This window comes from Marinovum sp. 2_MG-2023 (assembly GCF_030548265.1).
Classification (GTDB): Bacteria; Pseudomonadota; Alphaproteobacteria; order Rhodobacterales; family Rhodobacteraceae; genus Marinovum.
In genome coordinates, this window is record NZ_JAUOSD010000003.1 from 26,856 (window position 1) to 45,050 (window position 18,195).

17 protein-coding genes are annotated in these 18,195 nt (G+C 60.6%); 2 read left to right on the forward strand and 15 right to left on the reverse strand.

Translation table 11 applies throughout. The features are described from left to right. The 15 genes from radA to Q4577_RS04850 form a co-directional block, all read right to left on the reverse strand. A complete protein-coding gene (gene radA, locus Q4577_RS04780) occupies positions 1-1,365 on the reverse strand; it encodes a DNA repair protein RadA (protein WP_303469962.1) in 1,365 nt (454 codons plus the stop codon). 72 nt (positions 1,366-1,437) lie between these two features. Continuing rightward, the gene (locus Q4577_RS04785) at positions 1,438-2,232 is read right to left on the reverse strand and encodes a DNA repair protein (protein WP_303469961.1); all 795 of its coding nucleotides are present in this window, start codon (positions 2,230-2,232) and stop codon (positions 1,438-1,440) included. An 84-nt stretch (positions 2,233-2,316) separates the two neighbouring features. Further along, positions 2,317-2,775 (reverse strand): paraquat-inducible protein A, encoded by a 459-nt coding sequence (locus tag Q4577_RS04790; protein WP_244687386.1) that lies wholly within the window; start codon positions 2,773-2,775, stop codon positions 2,317-2,319. Between the two features lie 36 nt (positions 2,776-2,811). Beyond that, complete coding sequence (locus Q4577_RS04795) at positions 2,812-3,207, reverse strand: hypothetical protein (protein WP_303469960.1); 396 nt, start codon at positions 3,205-3,207, stop codon at positions 2,812-2,814. Then, the gene (locus Q4577_RS04800; protein WP_303469959.1) at positions 3,204-3,950 is read right to left on the reverse strand and encodes an ABC transporter ATP-binding protein; all 747 of its coding nucleotides are present in this window, start codon (positions 3,948-3,950) and stop codon (positions 3,204-3,206) included. The genes Q4577_RS04795 and Q4577_RS04800 overlap by 4 nt, the downstream gene beginning before the upstream one ends. After that, complete coding sequence (locus Q4577_RS04805; RefSeq protein WP_303469958.1) at positions 3,947-4,732, reverse strand: ABC transporter permease; 786 nt, start codon at positions 4,730-4,732, stop codon at positions 3,947-3,949. The genes Q4577_RS04800 and Q4577_RS04805 overlap by 4 nt, the downstream gene beginning before the upstream one ends. Beyond that, on the reverse strand, positions 4,729-5,769 hold the full coding sequence (gene alr, locus Q4577_RS04810; protein WP_303469957.1) for an alanine racemase: 1,041 nt from the start codon (positions 5,767-5,769) through the stop codon (positions 4,729-4,731). Before alr ends, Q4577_RS04805 begins: the two co-directional genes overlap by 4 nt. Positions 5,770-5,944: 175 nt before the next feature. Then, positions 5,945-7,432 carry a replicative DNA helicase gene (locus tag Q4577_RS04815; protein WP_244687377.1) on the reverse strand — a complete coding sequence of 496 codons (1,488 nt, stop codon included), beginning with the start codon at positions 7,430-7,432 and terminating at the stop codon, positions 5,945-5,947. Positions 7,433-7,654: 222 nt separating this feature from the next. Continuing rightward, on the reverse strand, positions 7,655-8,332 hold the full coding sequence (locus Q4577_RS04820; protein ID WP_303469954.1) for an orotate phosphoribosyltransferase: 678 nt from the start codon (positions 8,330-8,332) through the stop codon (positions 7,655-7,657). Between the two features lie 75 nt (positions 8,333-8,407). Then, entirely contained in the window at positions 8,408-9,445 is a 1,038-nt protein-coding gene (gene pyrC, locus Q4577_RS04825; protein ID WP_303469952.1) for a dihydroorotase, read from the reverse strand. A gap of 61 nt (positions 9,446-9,506) precedes the next feature. After that, a complete protein-coding gene (locus Q4577_RS04830; protein WP_303469951.1) occupies positions 9,507-10,442 on the reverse strand; it encodes a phosphoadenosine phosphosulfate reductase in 936 nt (311 codons plus the stop codon). Between the two features lie 162 nt (positions 10,443-10,604). Beyond that, entirely contained in the window at positions 10,605-11,648 is a 1,044-nt protein-coding gene (locus tag Q4577_RS04835; RefSeq protein WP_303469950.1) for a glycosyltransferase family 2 protein, read from the reverse strand. Between the two features lie 14 nt (positions 11,649-11,662). Next, positions 11,663-14,023: a glycosyltransferase family 2 protein gene (locus Q4577_RS04840; RefSeq protein WP_303469949.1), complete on the reverse strand. Its 2,361-nt coding sequence runs from the start codon at positions 14,021-14,023 to the stop codon at positions 11,663-11,665. Then, entirely contained in the window at positions 14,020-14,667 is a 648-nt protein-coding gene (locus Q4577_RS04845; RefSeq protein ID WP_303469948.1) for a hypothetical protein, read from the reverse strand. Before Q4577_RS04845 ends, Q4577_RS04840 begins: the two co-directional genes overlap by 4 nt. Further along, positions 14,664-15,707, reverse strand: a complete 1,044-nt coding sequence (locus Q4577_RS04850; protein ID WP_303469947.1) for a glycosyltransferase family 2 protein — start codon at positions 15,705-15,707, stop codon at positions 14,664-14,666. Before Q4577_RS04850 ends, Q4577_RS04845 begins: the two co-directional genes overlap by 4 nt. A gap of 244 nt (positions 15,708-15,951) precedes the next feature. Here Q4577_RS04850 and Q4577_RS04855 point away from each other — a divergent pair, with 244 nt between their 5' ends. Continuing rightward, on the forward strand, positions 15,952-16,863 hold the full coding sequence (locus tag Q4577_RS04855) for a MoxR family ATPase (protein ID WP_303469945.1): 912 nt from the start codon (positions 15,952-15,954) through the stop codon (positions 16,861-16,863). 75 nt (positions 16,864-16,938) lie between these two features. After that, positions 16,939-18,195 (forward strand): VWA domain-containing protein, encoded by a 1,257-nt coding sequence (locus tag Q4577_RS04860; protein ID WP_303469943.1) that lies wholly within the window; start codon positions 16,939-16,941, stop codon positions 18,193-18,195.

Here is an 18,195-nt window from a genome sequence, read left to right on the forward strand (position 1 = left end):
CTATCCGGCACCGAATGTTTCGCCGACAAAAGCGGTCAGATCGGACATCCGGTTCAGCGTCAGCCCGGCACTCCCCGACATCTTGCCGCCTTCTGGCACGATCGCGGACGTAAAACCAAGTTTAGCCGCTTCTTTCAACCTGTTTTCGCTCTGCCCTACCGGGCGAAGCGCGCCAGACAGGCTTATTTCCCCAAAAACAACAGTTTCCGGCGGCAATGCCGCATCTTCACGCGCGGAAAGAAGGGCGGCTGCGACCGCCAGATCGGCCGCGGGTTCGGTGACTTTCATCCCGCCAGCCACGTTCAGGTACACATCGAGCCCGGCAAAGGGGATTCCACAGCGCGCTTCGAGCACCGCGAGAATCATCGCAAGGCGCGATCCGTCCCAGCCGACAACACTGCGGCGCGCCTGGGCATGGGGGGTGGGCGCAACCAGCGCCTGCATTTCGACCAGCACGGGCCGTGTGCCTTCGATGCCGGAAAACACCACCGATCCTGGCGCCGGCGTGCCACGTTCCGACAGGAACAGCGCCGAGGGGTTGGTGACCTCCTGAAGGCCCGCACCGGTCATTTCAAATACGCCGATTTCTTCCGCCGGTCCGAACCGGTTTTTGACCGCGCGCAGAATGCGGAACTGGTGGCCGCGCTCGCCTTCGAAATAGAGTACGGTATCGACCATATGTTCGACCACGCGGGGGCCGGCGATCTGGCCATCCTTGGTGACATGGCCCACCAGTATGACCGACATGCCCTTGCGTTTGGCAAAGCTGGTAAGCTCATGCGCGGCGGCGCGCACTTGTGACACGCTGCCGGGGGCGCTGCCGACATTGTCGGCCCACATGGTTTGAATCGAATCGATAATCGCCAGTTGCGGCTTTTCCTGTTCCAGCGTTGTCAGGATATCGCGCAGATTGGTTTCGGCCCCCAATTGCACATTGGCCTGGGTCAGCCCCAGACGCCGGGCGCGCATCCGCACCTGTGCGCTGGCCTCTTCGCCGGAAATATAGACGGTTTTCAGACCGCTATCGGCAAACCGCGCGGCGGCCTGCAACAATAGCGTGGATTTGCCAATGCCGGGGTCGCCGCCGACAAGGATCGCGCTGGCAGGCACCAGCCCGCCGCCCAGTACGCGATCCAGCTCGTCCATGCCGGAATGGGTGCGCGGCGGCGGCGCTTCGTCGCTGGCCAGATCCGACAGCACCACCGCGCGACCGCGCGACTGGCCCAGCGATTTGCCCGCTGGCCCCGTGGAAATACCGGCATCTTCGGAAATCGTGTTCCATTCGCCGCATGCCTCGCATCTGCCGGACCATTTGGTCGTGACATTGCCGCAGGCCGCGCAGGAAAAATTCTTGGTTTTCGCCATGGCCCAAGCTCTGCCTGATTGTCCGCCTTTTGCCAAGCGGGGAAACCGGCTGTCGGGCGGTCAGGGCGCAGTTTATTCGGCGGCTTGCGGATAGGGCAGCCCGAATTGCGGCGGGCGCACGGGCGACTTTTTCGAAGCGTCCATTGGTGTTGCCTTATGCTCGGCGGCGTTCATTTCCGGCAATGCATCGTCCAGCATGTCGCGCAGACGGCGGATTTCGGACCGCGCCACATCTTCCTCCAGCTCGACACGCATCGACCAATTGTGAATGTCATTGGCGATGATCTTGGCCTCTTCCAGCCGTTCCTGAAACAAATCAATCTCTTGTTGGCGCTGGGTTAGAAATGCGCGGGCGCGATCGACCTTTTCGGTGGAATAGGTTGCCGCCATATCGCGGCTGATTACCCCCATTTGCGCGGCCACTTCCAACACATCCGGCTCTAGCGATGACAGGTCGGGGTGGTGGCGCAAATAGGCAATACGTTCGCGCACGGCATCAAATTCCGACGCCAATTTGAAGGCGCCATCGCGGTCGGCGCGATGCACGGCATCATAGGCGCGGGCAATATCCTTCATATTCACCGAAAACCGCCGGTGCGATGTTTCGAGCGCCAGAATACGGCGGTTGGCCGGCAAAAAGACCGCCAAGCCGAAAATCAGCACCGCCATGGCGGTTTGCACCATCCAGCCGGCCTCGATCGTTGGGGCGGCACCGAATTTCAGCGGAAAGACCAACCATTCGGCCCAGCCAAGGGCACAGGCCAGACAATAGGCCAGCAGCCCAACCCCAAGAATGGTAAAGAGGGTCGAATACAGAACTTGAAACACCATGGCGGCAAACCGCCAGGCAACACTCAATTGGCGCATGCAATCCCCCAGACGGATGTTTGAAAACAGCCAATAAATTATGCCCAGTGCCGCTGTTCTGACCTAGGGGAATTTAATCAGACTTTAATCTTTTCCGATTTGACGTGAGATTTGTGTCGGATCGTCACGTTTCGTGAAGATTGCGCAGGCAATTGATGCCAGAATGCAGACAGTAAACAGATAAAGACCCCATTGTGTCTCTATACGGCCGACCCCGATTCCCTTGACCACCGTGATATAAAGCGCGATCAGGAAAATATCGGCCATGGCAAGTTTGCCCAGCACCGCCAAAGCGGGCAACAGGCGGCGATCCGCCAATCCGAAATGCACCAATGCCAGGCCAATGGTTTTCACATAGGGCGCAAACAGCGCAAAAACCGTCACCACCAGCGCCAGGATCACATCACTGGACCAAAGCGCCTGCAACCCTGTGATCACGCTGATCTGTTCCAGACCAAAAAGCGGCAATAACCCCGCCTGCATCAATGGCGCAAACCACGCAATCGGGAACAGGATCAATAGGGACAGGTTAAGCCAGCGCATGTCGCTCTCCGATCGGCGGGACGTGCCGGAATGGCATCAGAAATACCGCGTCCAGCCCCAAAGCCCGACCAGCGCCGCGATCAGACACATATGTGCCAGGTCCAGCCATTTCCATGCCCGCCCCGGCAAAAAGGCCGACACCAGCAAGGGCAGCGACGCCGCCAGCGGCAGGGCCATACCGCCGTGATACTTGGTCACCAGGGAGGCATATTGCGGCAACGGCCCGGTATAGAGGTTCAGCACCGCCGGCCCAAAATGCGCCGCGATCCCAAGCAGGGCGATCACCGCCGACAGCCCCGCCAGAATGCGTGCGTTTGCGGGACCGGCCCAGACACGGCACACGGCCAGCATGAACAGGATCGGCAAATACAAACCGCTTTGCAGCCCCAGCAGCGCCAGCACCGCGGGCGAGGGCTGTAGGAAGCCGCTCATCTGACCGCTTCAATCGGGCCTTCGGCGCGGCCATGAATGAATTGTTGCAGGTAAGGGTCTGATGCGGCGTCCATTTCGCCAATTGGGCCTTCCCATTGGATCACCCCGTCGTGCAGCATCGCCACCCGGTCGGCGATGGTGCGCACCGATGTCATGTCATGGGTGATTGTCATGGTGGTCGCGCCCATTTCGGTCACGATCTCGCGGATCAATTCGTTGATCACCCCGGCCATGATCGGATCAAGCCCGGTGGTCGGCTCGTCAAAAAAGATGATTTCGGGGTCCGCCGCAATCGCACGCGCCAGCCCGACACGTTTCTGCATGCCGCCCGACAATTCCGATGGAAACAGATCCGCCACATCAGGTTTCAGCCCGACACGGCGCAGCTTTTCAATCGCAATATCGCGCGCCTCGGCCTTGGGGCGTTTCAATGCGCCGCGCAACAGACGAAAGGCCACGTTCTGCCAGACCGGCAGGCTGTCAAACAGCGCGCCACCCTGAAACAACATGCCGAAGCGGGCCAAAAACGCATCGCGGTCGCCCTGATGTACATCCTGGCCGTCGACCTCGATCTGGCCTTTGTCCGGTTCCACCAGCCCCAGAACCGATTTGATTGTCACGGATTTCCCGGTGCCCGATCCGCCGATGATCACCATCGACTGGCCTTTGGGCACATGCAGGGTCACGCCGCGCAGAACCTGTTTGCGGCCAAAGGATTTATGCACATCTGTCAGCCGGATCATGCCGCGAAAAACACCTCTGTCAGAATGTAATTTGCAGCAAATATCATCACCGATGACGCCACAACCGCGCCCTTGGTCGCGCGGCCCACACCCTGGGCACCGCGCCCGGAATGCATGCCGAAGTAACAGCCGCAAAGCGCGACGATAAAGCCGAACACAGCGCCCTTGATCAGACCAGAGGTCACGTCCCAAAGTTCAAGAAAGTCGACCGTGTTCTTCAGATAGACCGCTGCATTGAAATCCAGCCGCGTGACCCCAACCAGATAACCGCCGAAAATGCCGATACTGTCGCCCACAGCCACAAGAAGCGGCACCGCCAACGTTGCGGCCAGCACCCGTGGCACGGTCAGATATTTCATCGGATGGGTGGACAATGTGACCAGCGCGTCGATCTGTTCGGTGACTTTCATGGTGCCGATTTCGGCGGCAATGGACGAGGCGACCCGCGCCGCCACCATCAAACCGCCCAGAACCGGGCCCAATTCGCGCACCATGCCGATGGCAACAATGGAGGGCACGGCGAATTCGGCCTGAAATCTTGCGCCGCCGGAATAGATCTGAAGCGCCAGCGCGCCGCCCGTGAACAGCGCCGTCATGCCCACCACCGGCAGGGACAGCCAGCCGATCTGGATCAGAGCCTGACCAAATTCGCGCCAATACCACGGCGGGCGAAACACATGTGTCACCGCATGAAAGGCAAAGATCGCCATTTGGCCGACCGTTGCAAGGATCGACAACACATTGCGCCCCAGCGCCGCGAGAGGGGAAAAAATCAGCGTCATTCGCCGCGATACACCCGTGATAAACGCCCACCGCGCAATGCGGTCAGAACCTCGTAGCCGATCGTTTTGTCCCAATCGGCGACCGTATCAATGGATTGATGGCGACCCAGAAGTTCCAGCGTGTCGGGCACGTGACGGAGGTCCGTCACATCCACACCGATCAGGTCCATCGAAACCCGACCGACCACCGGACAGCGGATGTCGTCGGCATAAAGGCTGGCACGCGGGGCAATCGCCCGGCGGAGCCCGTCGGCGTAGCCTGCGGATATCGTGGCAATCCGGCTGTCGCGTTCGGCGATAAACGCGTTGCCATAGCCGACGCTTTCCCCAGCGGCCACTTCGCGGACCTGAATAACCGGAATGTCCAGATTGACCACCGGCGCGGCGTCGACAAATGGCAACCCACCATAAAGCCCGATGCCGGGACGGGTCAGGTCGAAATGATAGTCGGGCCCCAACAGGATACCGCCGGTTGCGGCCAGGGATCTTGGCACCTCGATGCCGTCGGTCATGTCGCGAAAGGTCTGCAATTGCTGTGCATTCATCGGATGATCCGGGGTGTCGGAACAGGCCAGATGGCTCATCACCAGCACCGGGTTCTGGGCCAGTGCAATGTCGCGCAGCGCGGCCCATTCGGCGGGTTCCATGCCGAGACGGTTCATTCCGGTGTCGAGCTGGATGCCAAATGGCGCGCCGGGCAGGGCCTCTACATGGCGCAGCATCTGGTCGATATTGTTGATCATCGGCGTCAGGGCGAGATCATGCACCATATCGGTGTCCCCCGGCATATGGCCGGAAAAGACATAGATTTCCGGCCCCGGTCCCAGCGCTTCACGCAGGGCGGCGCCTTCTTCTGCCAGGGCCACAAAAAACCGCCGCGCGCCTTCGCGGGCCAGGGCACGCGCCACACGCGACACGCCCAACCCATAGCCATCGGCCTTGACCACCGCAGCCGTTTCGCCCGCAGACAGTGCATTCAGGTTGCGCCAGTTGCTGCGCAACGCTTCCAAATCAATTGTCAGTTTCGCCTGTGCCATATGCGCTTAGTCATACTGACGCTGGCAGAGGTCAAGGGGGAATTGGTCGCGGTTGGTGACATCCGCGAAACCCCGCGTGTTCCATTCGGGGCCCGGCCCCGATTTGCCGCTGTCTGGCGCGAAGCGGACTTGCCCTGCCGCCCCGCGCCATTGCCTGCCTCCGGCTCGATTATCGCTAGAAACTGACGCCGTCGTCCTGTTGCCAGGACTTGGCCAGATTGCCAAATCGGGTGAATTGCGCCTCAAAGCTCAGCTCGACCGTGCCGATCGGCCCGTGACGTTGCTTGCCGATGATCACCTCGGCCTTGGCATGCAGGCGCGACATCGCCTCTTGCCATTCGGCGATCTTGTCGAGCTCGTGATCGCCGGGCTTTTCACGCTCTTTGTAATATTCCTCGCGGAACACGAACATCACCACGTCGGCATCCTGTTCGATGGTGCCCGATTCCCGCAGATCCGAAAGCTGTGGCCGTTTATCATCGCGGTTTTCCACCTGACGCGACAGCTGGGACAGGGCGATCACCGGGATGTTCAATTCCTTGGCAATGGCCTTGAGACCCATCGAGATTTCGCCAATCTCCTGCACCCGGTTTTCGGCGGTGCCGCGCACCAGCTGAAGATAGTCGACGATCAAAAGATCAAGCCCGTGCGTACGTTTCAGCCGCCTTGCGCGGGCCGCCAATTGCGCAATCGGAATGGCGGCGGTGTCGTCGATATAAAGCGGGCAGGCCTCCAGCGCCTTGGCCGCTTCGACAAAGCGACGGAACTCGACCTCGTCCATGTCACCCTGACGGATCTTGTGCGACGACACTTCGGATGCTTCGGCAAGGATACGACCGGCAAGCTGCTCCGCCGACATCTCGAGCGAGAAGAAGCCCACCACGCCGCCGTCAATCGCGCCTTCGCTGCCATCCGGTTTGGTGCCGCGTTTGTATGCCTTGGCGACATTGAACGCGATGTTGGTCGCGAGCGAGGTTTTGCCCATCGACGGGCGACCGGCAAGGATCAAAAGGTCAGACGGGTGCAGCCCGCCCAGTTTCTTGTCCATATCCACCAGCCCGGTCGACACGCCGGCCAACCCACCCTCACGCTGATAGGCGGCATTGGCCACGTTGACCGCATCGGTGACCGCCTTGAGAAAGGATTGAAAACCGCTGTCTGTCTGGCCCTGTTCGGCCAGTTTGTAGAGCTGTTGTTCGGCTTCGACAATTTGTTCGCGGGGTTCGTTGCTGACGTCGACCCGCGCCGCCTTGGCCGCAATGTCGCGCCCCAGTCCAATCAGATCACGGCGCACCGCCAGATCATAGATCATCTGGGCATAGTCACGCACCGCAAAGGCGCTGACCGCCGCACCGGCCAGCCGCACCAGATAGGCCGCGCCGCCAAGTTCCTGAAGACCTTCGTCGTCCTCCATGAATGCCTTGAGCGTCACCGGAGAGGCGAGGTTGTTCTTGGCAATCCGCGCGGCGGCGATTTCATAGATCCGGGCATGAACCGGGTCATAGAAATGCTGCGGCCGGATGATCGAGGCAACCCGGTCATAGATGTCATTGTTGGTCAGGATAGCACCCAGAAGCTGCTGTTCCGCCTCGATGGAATGCGGCATGGTGTCTTCGGCCTGAATTTCCACGCCTGTAGGATTGATCGCCGCGATCTCGTTCATTGCTCTGCTCTTGGTTTGTCCCGCTGAGCGTCCGTTTTAGCCAAACCAGAGGGCCCGATCCATCTGGATAACCCTGTGGATATTCCGCAGGGATAAAAGGCCAGCCCGTGCGCCGCGAGGGGTTGCTTTGGCCGATATGGTAGCCGATGGTAGATCATATGCCAAATGTTGTTTGATGGCGGGATTCGTTTTCGACTTGTCCCCAGCTATCCACAGGTGGATTTATTTCTTGTTTGCTTCCTGCCACTTACGGGGATCGTTGAGGAAGGTCTCCACCTCAGCCAGGGTTTCGGGGCTGAAATTGGCCTGGGCCCGGGCCTCGGTCAGGACATCCCACCATGTGCAAAGATGGTGCAATTGCACGCCATGATCGCCAAGGGTTTTGCGGGTCTCGGGGAAGATGTCGTAATAGAAGATCACCGCCGTATGGCCACAGGTCGCGCCGGTTTCGCGGATGGCGTCAACAAAGCTGAGCTTGGAGCCGCCATCGGTGGTCAGATCTTCGACCAGAAGCACACGATCGCCTTCGCCCATCACGCCCTCGATGCGGGCATTCCGGCCATAACCTTTGGGTTTCTTGCGCACATAGGTCATCGGCAGCGCCAGCCGTTCCGCCATCAGCGCCGCAAAGGGAATGCCCGCGGTTTCGCCGCCGGCAATATTGTCAAAAGCTTCGAAGCCTGCGTCGCGCATCACGGTCACCGCCATGAAATCCATCAGGGTTGCGCGAATACGCGGAAAGGAAATCAGCTTGCGACAGTCGATATAGCTGGGCGAGGGCAGGCCGGAGGCCAGGGTATAGGGGGTTTCCGTGTTGAAATTCACCGCACCGATTTCGAGCAGCATCCGGGCGGTCAAACGGGCGATTTCATCTTTGGCGGGATAGGTCGAGGGGATCATGGGATGTCCTTATGCGGGCGCTGTTCGAAAAGAGTTTCATGCCTCCGGCGGGGATATTTTTGGCCAGATGAAAGCCTAGCTCACCTGCCAATGCACCGGGAAACCGGGGTCGAAGACGGTCACAGGGCCATCTTCGCAGGCGATTTTTTCGGGAAATGTCACGGGCGCGCCTTTGGTCAGGGTCAAGGTGGCCTCGTTCACCGGTAAGCCATAAAACGCAGGCCCGTTGCGCGAGGCAAAGGCCTCGAGCTTGTCGAGGGCACCGTCTTCTTCGAAGACATGGGCCAGCAGGGACATGGTGTTGGTGGCGGTGAAACAGCCGGCGCAGCCGCAGGCGTTTTCCTTGAGCGGGTCGATATGTGGTGCGCTGTCCGTGCCCAGGAAAAAGCGGGAATCGCCCGATGTGGCGGCGGCGCGCAGGGCAAGGCGGTGTTCCTCGCGTTTGGCGACGGGCAGGCAGTAGTAATGCGGTTTGATGCCACCGACCAGGATATGGTTGCGGTTGATGATCAGGTGATGCGTGGTGATTGTCGCGCCGAGGTCGCGATCATGCGCCTTGACATAATCGACGCCGTTCGCGGTGGTGATATGTTCCATTACCACCCGCAGGCCGGGCGTGGCGCGGCGGATCGGGTCCAGCACGCGGTCGATGAACACCGCCTCGCGGTCAAAGATGTCGATGTCGGCATCAACCACTTCGCCATGGACGCAGAGTGGGCAGCCGATCTCGGCCATACGCTCCAGCACCGGGCGGACCTTGTCGAAATTGGCGACGCCGCTGGCGGAATTGGTGGTGGCGCCCGCGGGGTACAGCTTGACCGAGGTGATCAGCCCGCTGGCATGGGCGGCGGCCAGATCGTCGGGATCGGTCGCTTCGGTCAGATAGAGGGTCATCAGCGGGGTGAAGTCCGCGCCCTTTGGCAGGGCGGCAAGGATGCGATCCCGATAGGCGATTGCATCTTTGGCGGTGACCACCGGCGGCACCAGATTGGGCATGACAATGGCCCGCGCGAAGTGGCGGCTGGTTTCGGGCAGGACGGCACGCAGCATTGCGCCATCGCGCAGGTGCAGGTGCCAATCGTCGGGGCGGCGGATGGTGAGGGTCTGGGTCATGGCCCTCGCTTACAACAGCGCGTGCGCCGCGACCAGAGGGCAGGCCGCTGTCGCGCCTGTCTTAACCGGCTTTTTTGCGACCTGCTTGCAATTCTTCCAATCGGCGGCGGAAACGCGGGGCGGATTGGCGGCCAACAACAAAGCGGCACAATTGTTCCGCCAGCTTGTCACGGCCATTGCGATCCAGTGCGGACAGCAGGTTGCGCAGATAGGGCGGATGGTCGCGCCGCGCCCGCATCAGCTGATAAAATGACTGTGGGGTCAAATCCCCGGTTCCGACCAGGGTCAACAGCCGGTCCAGCACCGCCATTTCCAACAAGTCGCTTTGGATGGTGTCGCCGATGTTCGGCACCGGCAGCAGGGTGGTTTGCGGACCATGAAACAGCGCGGCATGCATGGCGTCCAGATCTTCGCGCGGGTCATAGATGACAAACACCTTGTCCGCGGCCTGACACATTTCGGGGGCGTATCCATAGCGGCTGGTGAAATCCAGCGCCCGCAGATCGGCAAACCGATCATCCCAGCCGGTCAGGCGCGGGTTCAAGGTGGCCTGGGGTTGGATCGACAGCACAGTCGCCCCCGGTGACGCGACCGAAAACGCCGCCGCCGCATAGCCGCAAGGTCCGGCGCCGTAAAAGATCACCTGATCGAATTCGTCAAAGAATCCATCGTCGGTCAGCTCATCAAAAAAGGTATAGACCTCTTTGGCGCGGAACCATGTTTCGCCATCACAGATCACCCCGAGGTGTGACCAGCCATTGCTGCGCACCATATCCCATCCTAGGGGTTGCGCGCTTTTGGACAGGGCCTGAATACCCTGGCAGCTTTCGAAGGTGACAAGCAGGGTGTCGCCTTCTTCGACAAAACCGGCGGCGTGTTTTGGCCCAAGCGGGGCATAGAACCCTTCTTCGCGGGTGACGTGTTTCAGCGCGGAAAACCATTTTGCCTTTGGCAAATTGGTCATGGGCGTGTCGAGCGTGGTGACTGTGTCCTGCATTTCGGTATCCTCGGGTCGCACTGATACATAGCGCTTTTTTCAAAGTTAACCGGGAAATTAGGCGAAATTTGGAAGGTTGACCGAAGAATAAAGGCGATTTGCTGACGATTTCAACATTATGACCCTGGATAGAGGCGCTGCGCCGGGGGCCGCAAACCGGGATCAGCGCCGGGCGAGACCGCGCCGGGCATGGGCGATCAGTGCGGCGGCAGTCTCTTTGCCCAGGGGGGTCGAGGACGGGGTCATCAACAAACGGCCAAACAGGGCGCGCATGGGTTCGGCTTCGACCAGCTCCAGAAATCGCTGTTTGCGCCATGCCACCGCATCGTGATGCAGTTTTGCCAGGACCGGGTCAGCGGCCAGGGCGGCGCGTTCTTGTGCCACCTCGGGCGACACTGCGGCGATGCTGGTGTCGATGTCCGTATTGAAATTGCGTTCGGCCCAGTAATCCAGGCCCAGATCCTGTTTGGCGTGCACCGCACGGCCGCGCGCCGATTTCAACACATAGCTTTCCATCGCGCCAAGCGCGTAATGGTTAAGCTGCGCCAAGTCGTAATGGGATTGCCCCAAGGGCGAAAACACCCGCTTTTCATGCGTGTTGAGGTCAAGTGTCCGCCCCGCACCGTCATACCAATGCACATCCTCGGCCCGATCCTCGCGGAGACCACGCGGCCGATGCACGCCCAATTGTCGAAAACAGCCATCGTTGCGGAACAACGTCTTGAACATCTGGGCGCGCCAGGGCCATTGCATGATTTCCGGCGCGGCGCGGGTGAACATTTCGGTCACCGGTGTGTCGCGATAGGCCACTTCGCCGGCATTGCCGAACAGCCGCCAGGTCAGGGTGATGGCGCTGGCCGCGGGCAGGGCGGTGATCAGATCGTCCAGCCGGTGGTCGCCGACGTGAATGTTGACATATTCGTCAATGTCCAGCGCCATGAGCCAATCGGCCTGCCGCACGGCTTTGGTCTTGCCCGCCAATTTCAAACCGGCGAACTGAATACCGCCTTTGTCATAGGGGCCGTTGTTTCGGATGTGGGTGACGCCGCCAATTTCGGCCAGACGGTCGGCCATGGTGTCGGTGCCATCCGAACACCCATTGGAACAGATCACCACATGGTCAAATCCAACCGCGCGGTGATGTGCCAACCAATCGAGCAGGAAGGCGGCCTCATCGCGAATACAAAGAACGGCTGTGGCGCGCATATGCCCCCCCGGCATCAGGTTTCCATGTCCAGGGCCAGCGCATAAGCCGCGCGCTCGACCTCATTCAGCTTCAGCTTGATCGCCTGCTGATACAGGTCTTCGAATTCCGGGTTGGCATGAAGCTCTGCGGCCTTGGCCAAATGCCAGTCCAGCGCCGCCCGATGCTGTTGGCCCAGGACGGGATCCGCCAACAGCCGGTCGTATTCGGCCCGAAGACGCGGCACATTGCGTTTGATCGTAATGTCGCGGGCATCATTCCAATCCATGCGAATCCAGTAGTTCAGCCCGATAGAGCGATCCACATGCAGCGCGCGACCCCGTTGCCGTTTGATCAGATAGCTTTCTGCCGAGCGCAGCGCATAATGGTTCAGCTGCAAAAGATCATAGCCGATGGTGCGTTTCGAATTGCGCCAGCCGTTTTTCTTTACCTCGTCCCCCATCGGTTGACCCGAGCCATTGACCCAATGCACGCCCTCGGCCTTCTCTGGTATCAACTTGTTCGGGCGGTGGCAGGACAGTTTTTGATAGGCTCCGATATTGCGCACCATGGTTTTGAACCCCCAGGCGGTATGGGGTTTCGGGCAATATTTCGGGGCGCAGCTTTCGAATTGGTCGATGACAAACCGATCGTCCAGACGGGCCACACCGTCATGGCCAAACATCCGCCAGGTCATCGCGATATTGGTGGCATCCGGCACCCGGTCCAGAAAATCCTGCAATGTACCATTGCCGCAGCGGACATTGATGAACTCATCCACGTCAATATGGATGATCCAATCCGCGTTTTCGATCACCGGTTCCTTCAGGGATTGGTTCAGCGCAGATTGCTGCGGTGATTTCCCGGACCAATCGTTGTTCTTGCGGTGTTGCAGGATGCCCAGATCCTGAAGCCGGGTCAGGATTTCGTCGGTCCCGTCGGTACAATCGTTGGTGTAGATCAAGAAGTTGTCGACGCCGATGGCCCGGTGATAGGCAACCCATTCCAGAATATAGGGCCCTTCGTTTTTCATGCATCCGACAATGACATTGCCACTGCTGCCGGGGGGCAAAACACGTGGCGGCACCGGGGTATAAGCAGCGGCGGCAAGGCCTTCGTCACTGCGCCCCAGACGGTTGTGCGGCGCAAAGGGGCTGCCCTGAAGGTGAATGAATTTCTCTTTGGCCAGATCGGGCATGATCCGGGCGGCCTGTTCCGACAGGCCCGGAATGTGGCCCGGAATGTGACCGGGAGTATTGCCGTTGGCGGACTTGGACGTCGCTGCGCGCGCCTCGGTCGTGGCACGTTCGATGCGCGGCATCGCAGTCAACAGATACTGAGTGGCCCGATACCCGCGGCTGGTTGCGACCTCTTGCCAGGGGGGCAGGGGCGGATCAGGCGCAAATACCGCGGCAAGGTCGGCCCGGTCCCTGGCCAGAAGCTGTAGATCATCGGCAAACCGTTGGGAAATGGCGGCCAAGGATCCCGGTTCGTGCACCGCGCTTGGCGCGCCGGGCACACGCAATTCCCCCAGAAGTTTCTTCCACAATTGTCGCGGCACCACATGATCCTTGCGGGCCAAAAGCCGGGTCAGAACATCGTTGAACTGCCGCGCCCGCGCCAGCCATTCGGCGGCGGGCGCCTGCGGCTGCGGGATGGTCTCGGCTTTGCCAATCTGGTCATCAATGTCAAAGCAGGCGCGGATTTCATCAACGACCCCGGCGCCGGCAAAGGCCGCAAGGTCCAATGGGCGAAACTCAAAACTGCCTGCGCCAAACACCCGCTCCCAATGGGCGCGCAACCCTTGATAATCCAGCCAGGGCGGCGCGATCTGGGTCTCCGGGAAAATCCCGGCCTCGGGGGTGCTTTCGGGCGCGGTGGTCAGCGCCGAGGCCCACCAATCGGGGCGCGCGGCATGTTGCAATTCAAGCGCCAGCGGGCGCAAGCGCCCATCGCCGATCTGTGCCGCATAATGGCGCAAAAGCATCCGTGCGGGGCATTCCACATGGGCAATCACCGAAATCTGATCCGAGATCGGCGCCAACATGGCGCGCAGCCGCTCCACCTCGGATTGTCGCAAAAGCGAGGTGCCAAATTGATGCGCCGACAGGATCAGATGTTCGACCGACTGCGCCGACACCTCTTTTTGCAGGGCCAATGCGACCTCTTTGCGCAGCGCGGCCTGTTGGTCCGGCGCGCCGTACCCGCGATTGAACCGCAGCGCATCCACCCGGTCAGGATCGCTGGCCGCCATGAACAACCGGGTGTGGTTTTTCGCCCCGGGAGAGCGCGCAAACAACACGCCACGCCCCTGCAATTGCCGCCGCTTGTCATTCAACACCTGTTGAATGCGGCTGCTGGCCCAGAGGTCCGGCCCGATATGCAGGCTGATCTTCATGGGTGCAAATCCTCGACTGGTGGGTGTTTCACCGGGTTGACGTTGGTTCGGCCCCACCACGGCAATTCCCGGCCAAGGAACGCGCCGATCTGTGCCGCCGCGTCGGGGTTGGCCACATCATACAGCAGGAAGTCCGAAGCGCCGGCGAAAAACCGGTCGAGCGCCGCATAATGCCCGGTGATCCATGTCACACGTTCCTGGGTGGTCACGCCATAGCCCGCCGGCAGACCGGGAATGTCGGCTGCGGGAATGCGTTCGGTGCCCAGGTTCGACCAGCGCAACATGCTGTGGGAAATGTCCGCCGGCGCGCGCCAGGAGGCCAGGAACCGCGCACCTGGATGGTGGCGGCGGATCGCGTCAATCAAGCCGAAATCAAACTGTGGCCAGATCGACTTTTCCCCGCGCAGGGCGTTGACCTCGGCAAAGGCGTCGAATTCGTCCAGCCCGGTCAGCGGATCCCCCTGCAGGAAATAGCCATCATACATCATCTGACCGACAAACCGACCATGCAGGTCGGTGTTGTCGGTTTGGCGCGGGCGAATGCGGTGGTCCGCCACATGCAGCCCCGCCTTGCGCAGGGCCCGCGCCAGCGTGGTCGTGCCGGATTTCGGCAGGCCAAGGTTGATGACACGCAACCGGCTCATAGGGGCAACACCGGGCTGTCGCCAATGGCGCGGCGCAGATCGCCTTCGCCCGGCGGCAGGACGGGCAATGCCCGCAATTGCGCCTGCATTTCGCGGTACTCGGGCTCAGTCAAAAGCCTGTCGCGCCGTGCCTGATGCAGCTGCACAGCAGTGTCATGCATCGTGGCAACGCCCGGCAATGCCTTCAACGCGGCAATCTCTGCCTGAACCTTGGGCAGCATCCGCAGGATTGAGCGATCCTCCCAGGCGTCATCATTGCGTTCCCGCCAATATGTATCGTCGAAATCGCGGTTTTCGCGGTTCACATCACCACGGTCGTTCTTGACCAGATAGCTGTCAAGCGAGCGCAGGGCATAATGGTTCAAACTCGCAAATCCCCGCGCCCCGGCAGCGGGAAATTTCCGGATCCGCCGCTTGTTTGCAGCGATCAAAAAGGCCTCGGGCACCGCGCGCCCGGCGCCATCCTTCCAAACCGGATAGGACGCGCGCGGCCGGTCCGTTTTGAAAAACGGGCGATGGGCGCCGTAATATTGCAGCGGAAAATCGCGCCGGATCAGCGTCTTGACTTCGATCGCGGTTTCCGCGCACCACAAATCGGGATTGTGGCCCCGGGTGAATTGCCCAATCACCGGCGCATCAACAAATGCGTCAACGCCGTCATTGGCCATGAATTGAAAGGTGACGGAAATCGCCTGCGGATCGCCACAGGCGGCAATCAACGCCGGAATGCTGTGATCGCCGACATGAATGTTCAAAAACTCATCCACATCCGCCACCCAAAGCCAATCCGCCGCGCGCACAATATCCTGACGACGCGCGTCTTTCAGCGCCTCCATCTGATAATTGCGCCCCTCGGCCGGGTTGGGCAAATGGCGGACAATGCCGTGATCCGTCAATAGATCCAGCAGCCGGTCGGTCGCATCCGTACAATCATTGGAATAAAACAGATGGTCGCTCACGCCGATCACCCGATTGTAGGCAATCCATTCCAGCAGGAACGGGCCCTCGTTCTTTACACATGTCACAGCGGTTATGCGCATGCGGCATGGCCTCCACCCGTATCGTTTGCCCTTGTCATTTTAGCCCCGTGATCGCGATTGTCCTGCGCGATACTGCCGCCTCTTTGTTACTTTTTTCGAAAGACTCGCATTTTGCCGGGCTTGCGTCAATTGCGCCGCCACCGGGCATGGCTCTGCGACTGTGCTCGCCTTGGGGTCCGCGACCTTGGTCGCCTTGACCTTGTGGTTTTGCCCTGTAGCTTTCGACGCAATCAGGAGGATCCCCATGGCCGAGACGCCCGCAAATATCGACAGCGTTCAGACGATGCTGGCCCGCCAGAATTATGTCTGCGGCCGGGCCTTGGCCACTGTGGCCTTTCTGGCGCTGAAACTGGGCAAACCGCTTTTTCTTGAGGGCGAGCCCGGCACCGGCAAGACCGAAATCGCCAAGGCGATTGCCGCCGGTCTGGGCCGCCGATTGATCCGCCTGCAATGTTACGAAGGTCTGGATGCCTCCTCGGCGGTCTATGAATGGAACTTCCCGGCCCAGATGGTGGCAATCCGAACCGCCGAGGCCGCGGGCCAGGCCGACCGTGACCTGCTGAAAACCGAATTGTTCGGCCCAGACTATCTGATCGAACGCCCGCTGTTGGACGCCATGCGCCCGGATGCCAGCGGCGCGCCGGTGTTGTTGATCGACGAGTTGGACCGCACCGATGAACCGTTCGAGGCCTTTCTGCTCGAAGCGTTGAGCGATTTTCAGGTCACAATCCCGGAAATGGGCACGATCAAGGCGCCAGAGCCCCCAATCGTCATTCTGACCTCGAACCGCACCCGCGAAGTGCATGACGCGCTGAAACGCCGCTGTCTCTACCACTGGGTGGATTACCCCGATTTCGACCGCGAGATGGATATCCTGCACGCCCGCGTCCCCGAAGCGGCCGCGACCCTCAGCCGTGAGGTCGTCGCCTTTGTGCAACGGCTGCGCACCGAAGATCTGTTCAAACGCCCCGGCGTGGCGGAAACCATCGACTGGGCCAAATGCCTTTTGGCGTTGGATGTGATCGCGCTGTCGCCCCAGGTCATCTCCGACACGCTCGGCGCATTGCTGAAATACCAGGACGATATCGCCCGTCTGCAAGGCTCCGAGGCCAAACGCATTCTGGATGAAGTCAAAGCCGCCGTAGAACCGGCCTGATGTGTTCCGGGGCCCGCCCTTCTTCTGTTCCTAAATATCCCGGGGGTCCGGGGGCAGCGCCCCCGAAATCAACATATGCCTGAATATGCGCCGCTTGATCTGCCAGACACCCCGCGCCTGACGGATAATATCACCCATTTCGCCCGCGCCCTGCGCAAGGCCGGTCTGCCCATTGGCCCGGGCCGGGTGATCGAGGCCATTCGCGCGGTCGCCGCCACCGGGTTCACCGATCGGCGCGATTTCTACTGGACGCTGCACGCCTGTTTCGTCAACAAACCGGAACAACGCGCGGTCTTTGCTCAGGTTTTCCGGCTTTATTGGCGCGACCCACAGTTTATGGAACACATGATGTCGCTGCTTCTGCCCTCCATGCGGGGTGTGCAGGAAGAACGCAGCGCCAAAGCTGCGGAAAAACGCGCCGCCGAGGCGCTTTTGGACGGCGCCGATCTGCCCAATCCCGAAGAGGACCATGGGTCCGATGAGGACCAGCAAATCGAAATTGACGCCACGTTGACCATGTCCGCCACCGAAAAGCTGCGCCAGCTCGATTTCGAACAAATGAGCACTGCGGAAATGGCCCGTGCGAAACGGATGCTGGCCCGGCTCTCTTTGCCTGTGCCACCAATCAAGTCGCGCCGCAGCCGTGCCAGCCACGTCGGCCACGCCTATGATACCCGCAAGACGCTGCGCGATGCCATGCGTCAGGGCGGGCAGATTACCGACATCGCGCTGAAAAAGCCGCGCATTCGCTGGCCCAATCTGGTGGTGATTTGCGATATTTCCGGCTCGATGAGCACCTATTCCCGCACCATCCTGCATTTCCTGCATGCGGTGGCCAATGAAAAGGGCGCGGGCTGGGCCCGTGTCCATGCCTTTACCTTTGGCACCCGGCTGACCAATATCACCCGCCTGTTGGCGACCCGCGATGTGGATGCCGCCCTTGCTGCTGCGGGCGCTCAGGCCCAGGATTGGGAGGGCGGCACGCGGATCGGTCAATGCCTGCAGGATTTCAACCGCGATTGGTCGCGCCGTGTCATGGGGCAGGGGGCGGTGACGCTGTTGATCACCGATGGGCTCGACCGGGGGGATCTTGCGACGCTGGACAAGGCGATGGAACGCCTGCATCTGTCCTCACGCCACCTGATATGGATCAATCCGTTGCTGCGCTGGGACGGGTTTGCCGCCAAGGCCCAGGGCATTCGCACCATGTTGCCACATGTCGATACGTTCCGCGCCGGGCACAGCATCGAAAGCCTGGAGGCGCTGGCCGATGCGATTTCCCGCCCGCATGATCCTGGCGAAAAGGCGCGGTTGCTGGCCGAAATGCGGTGA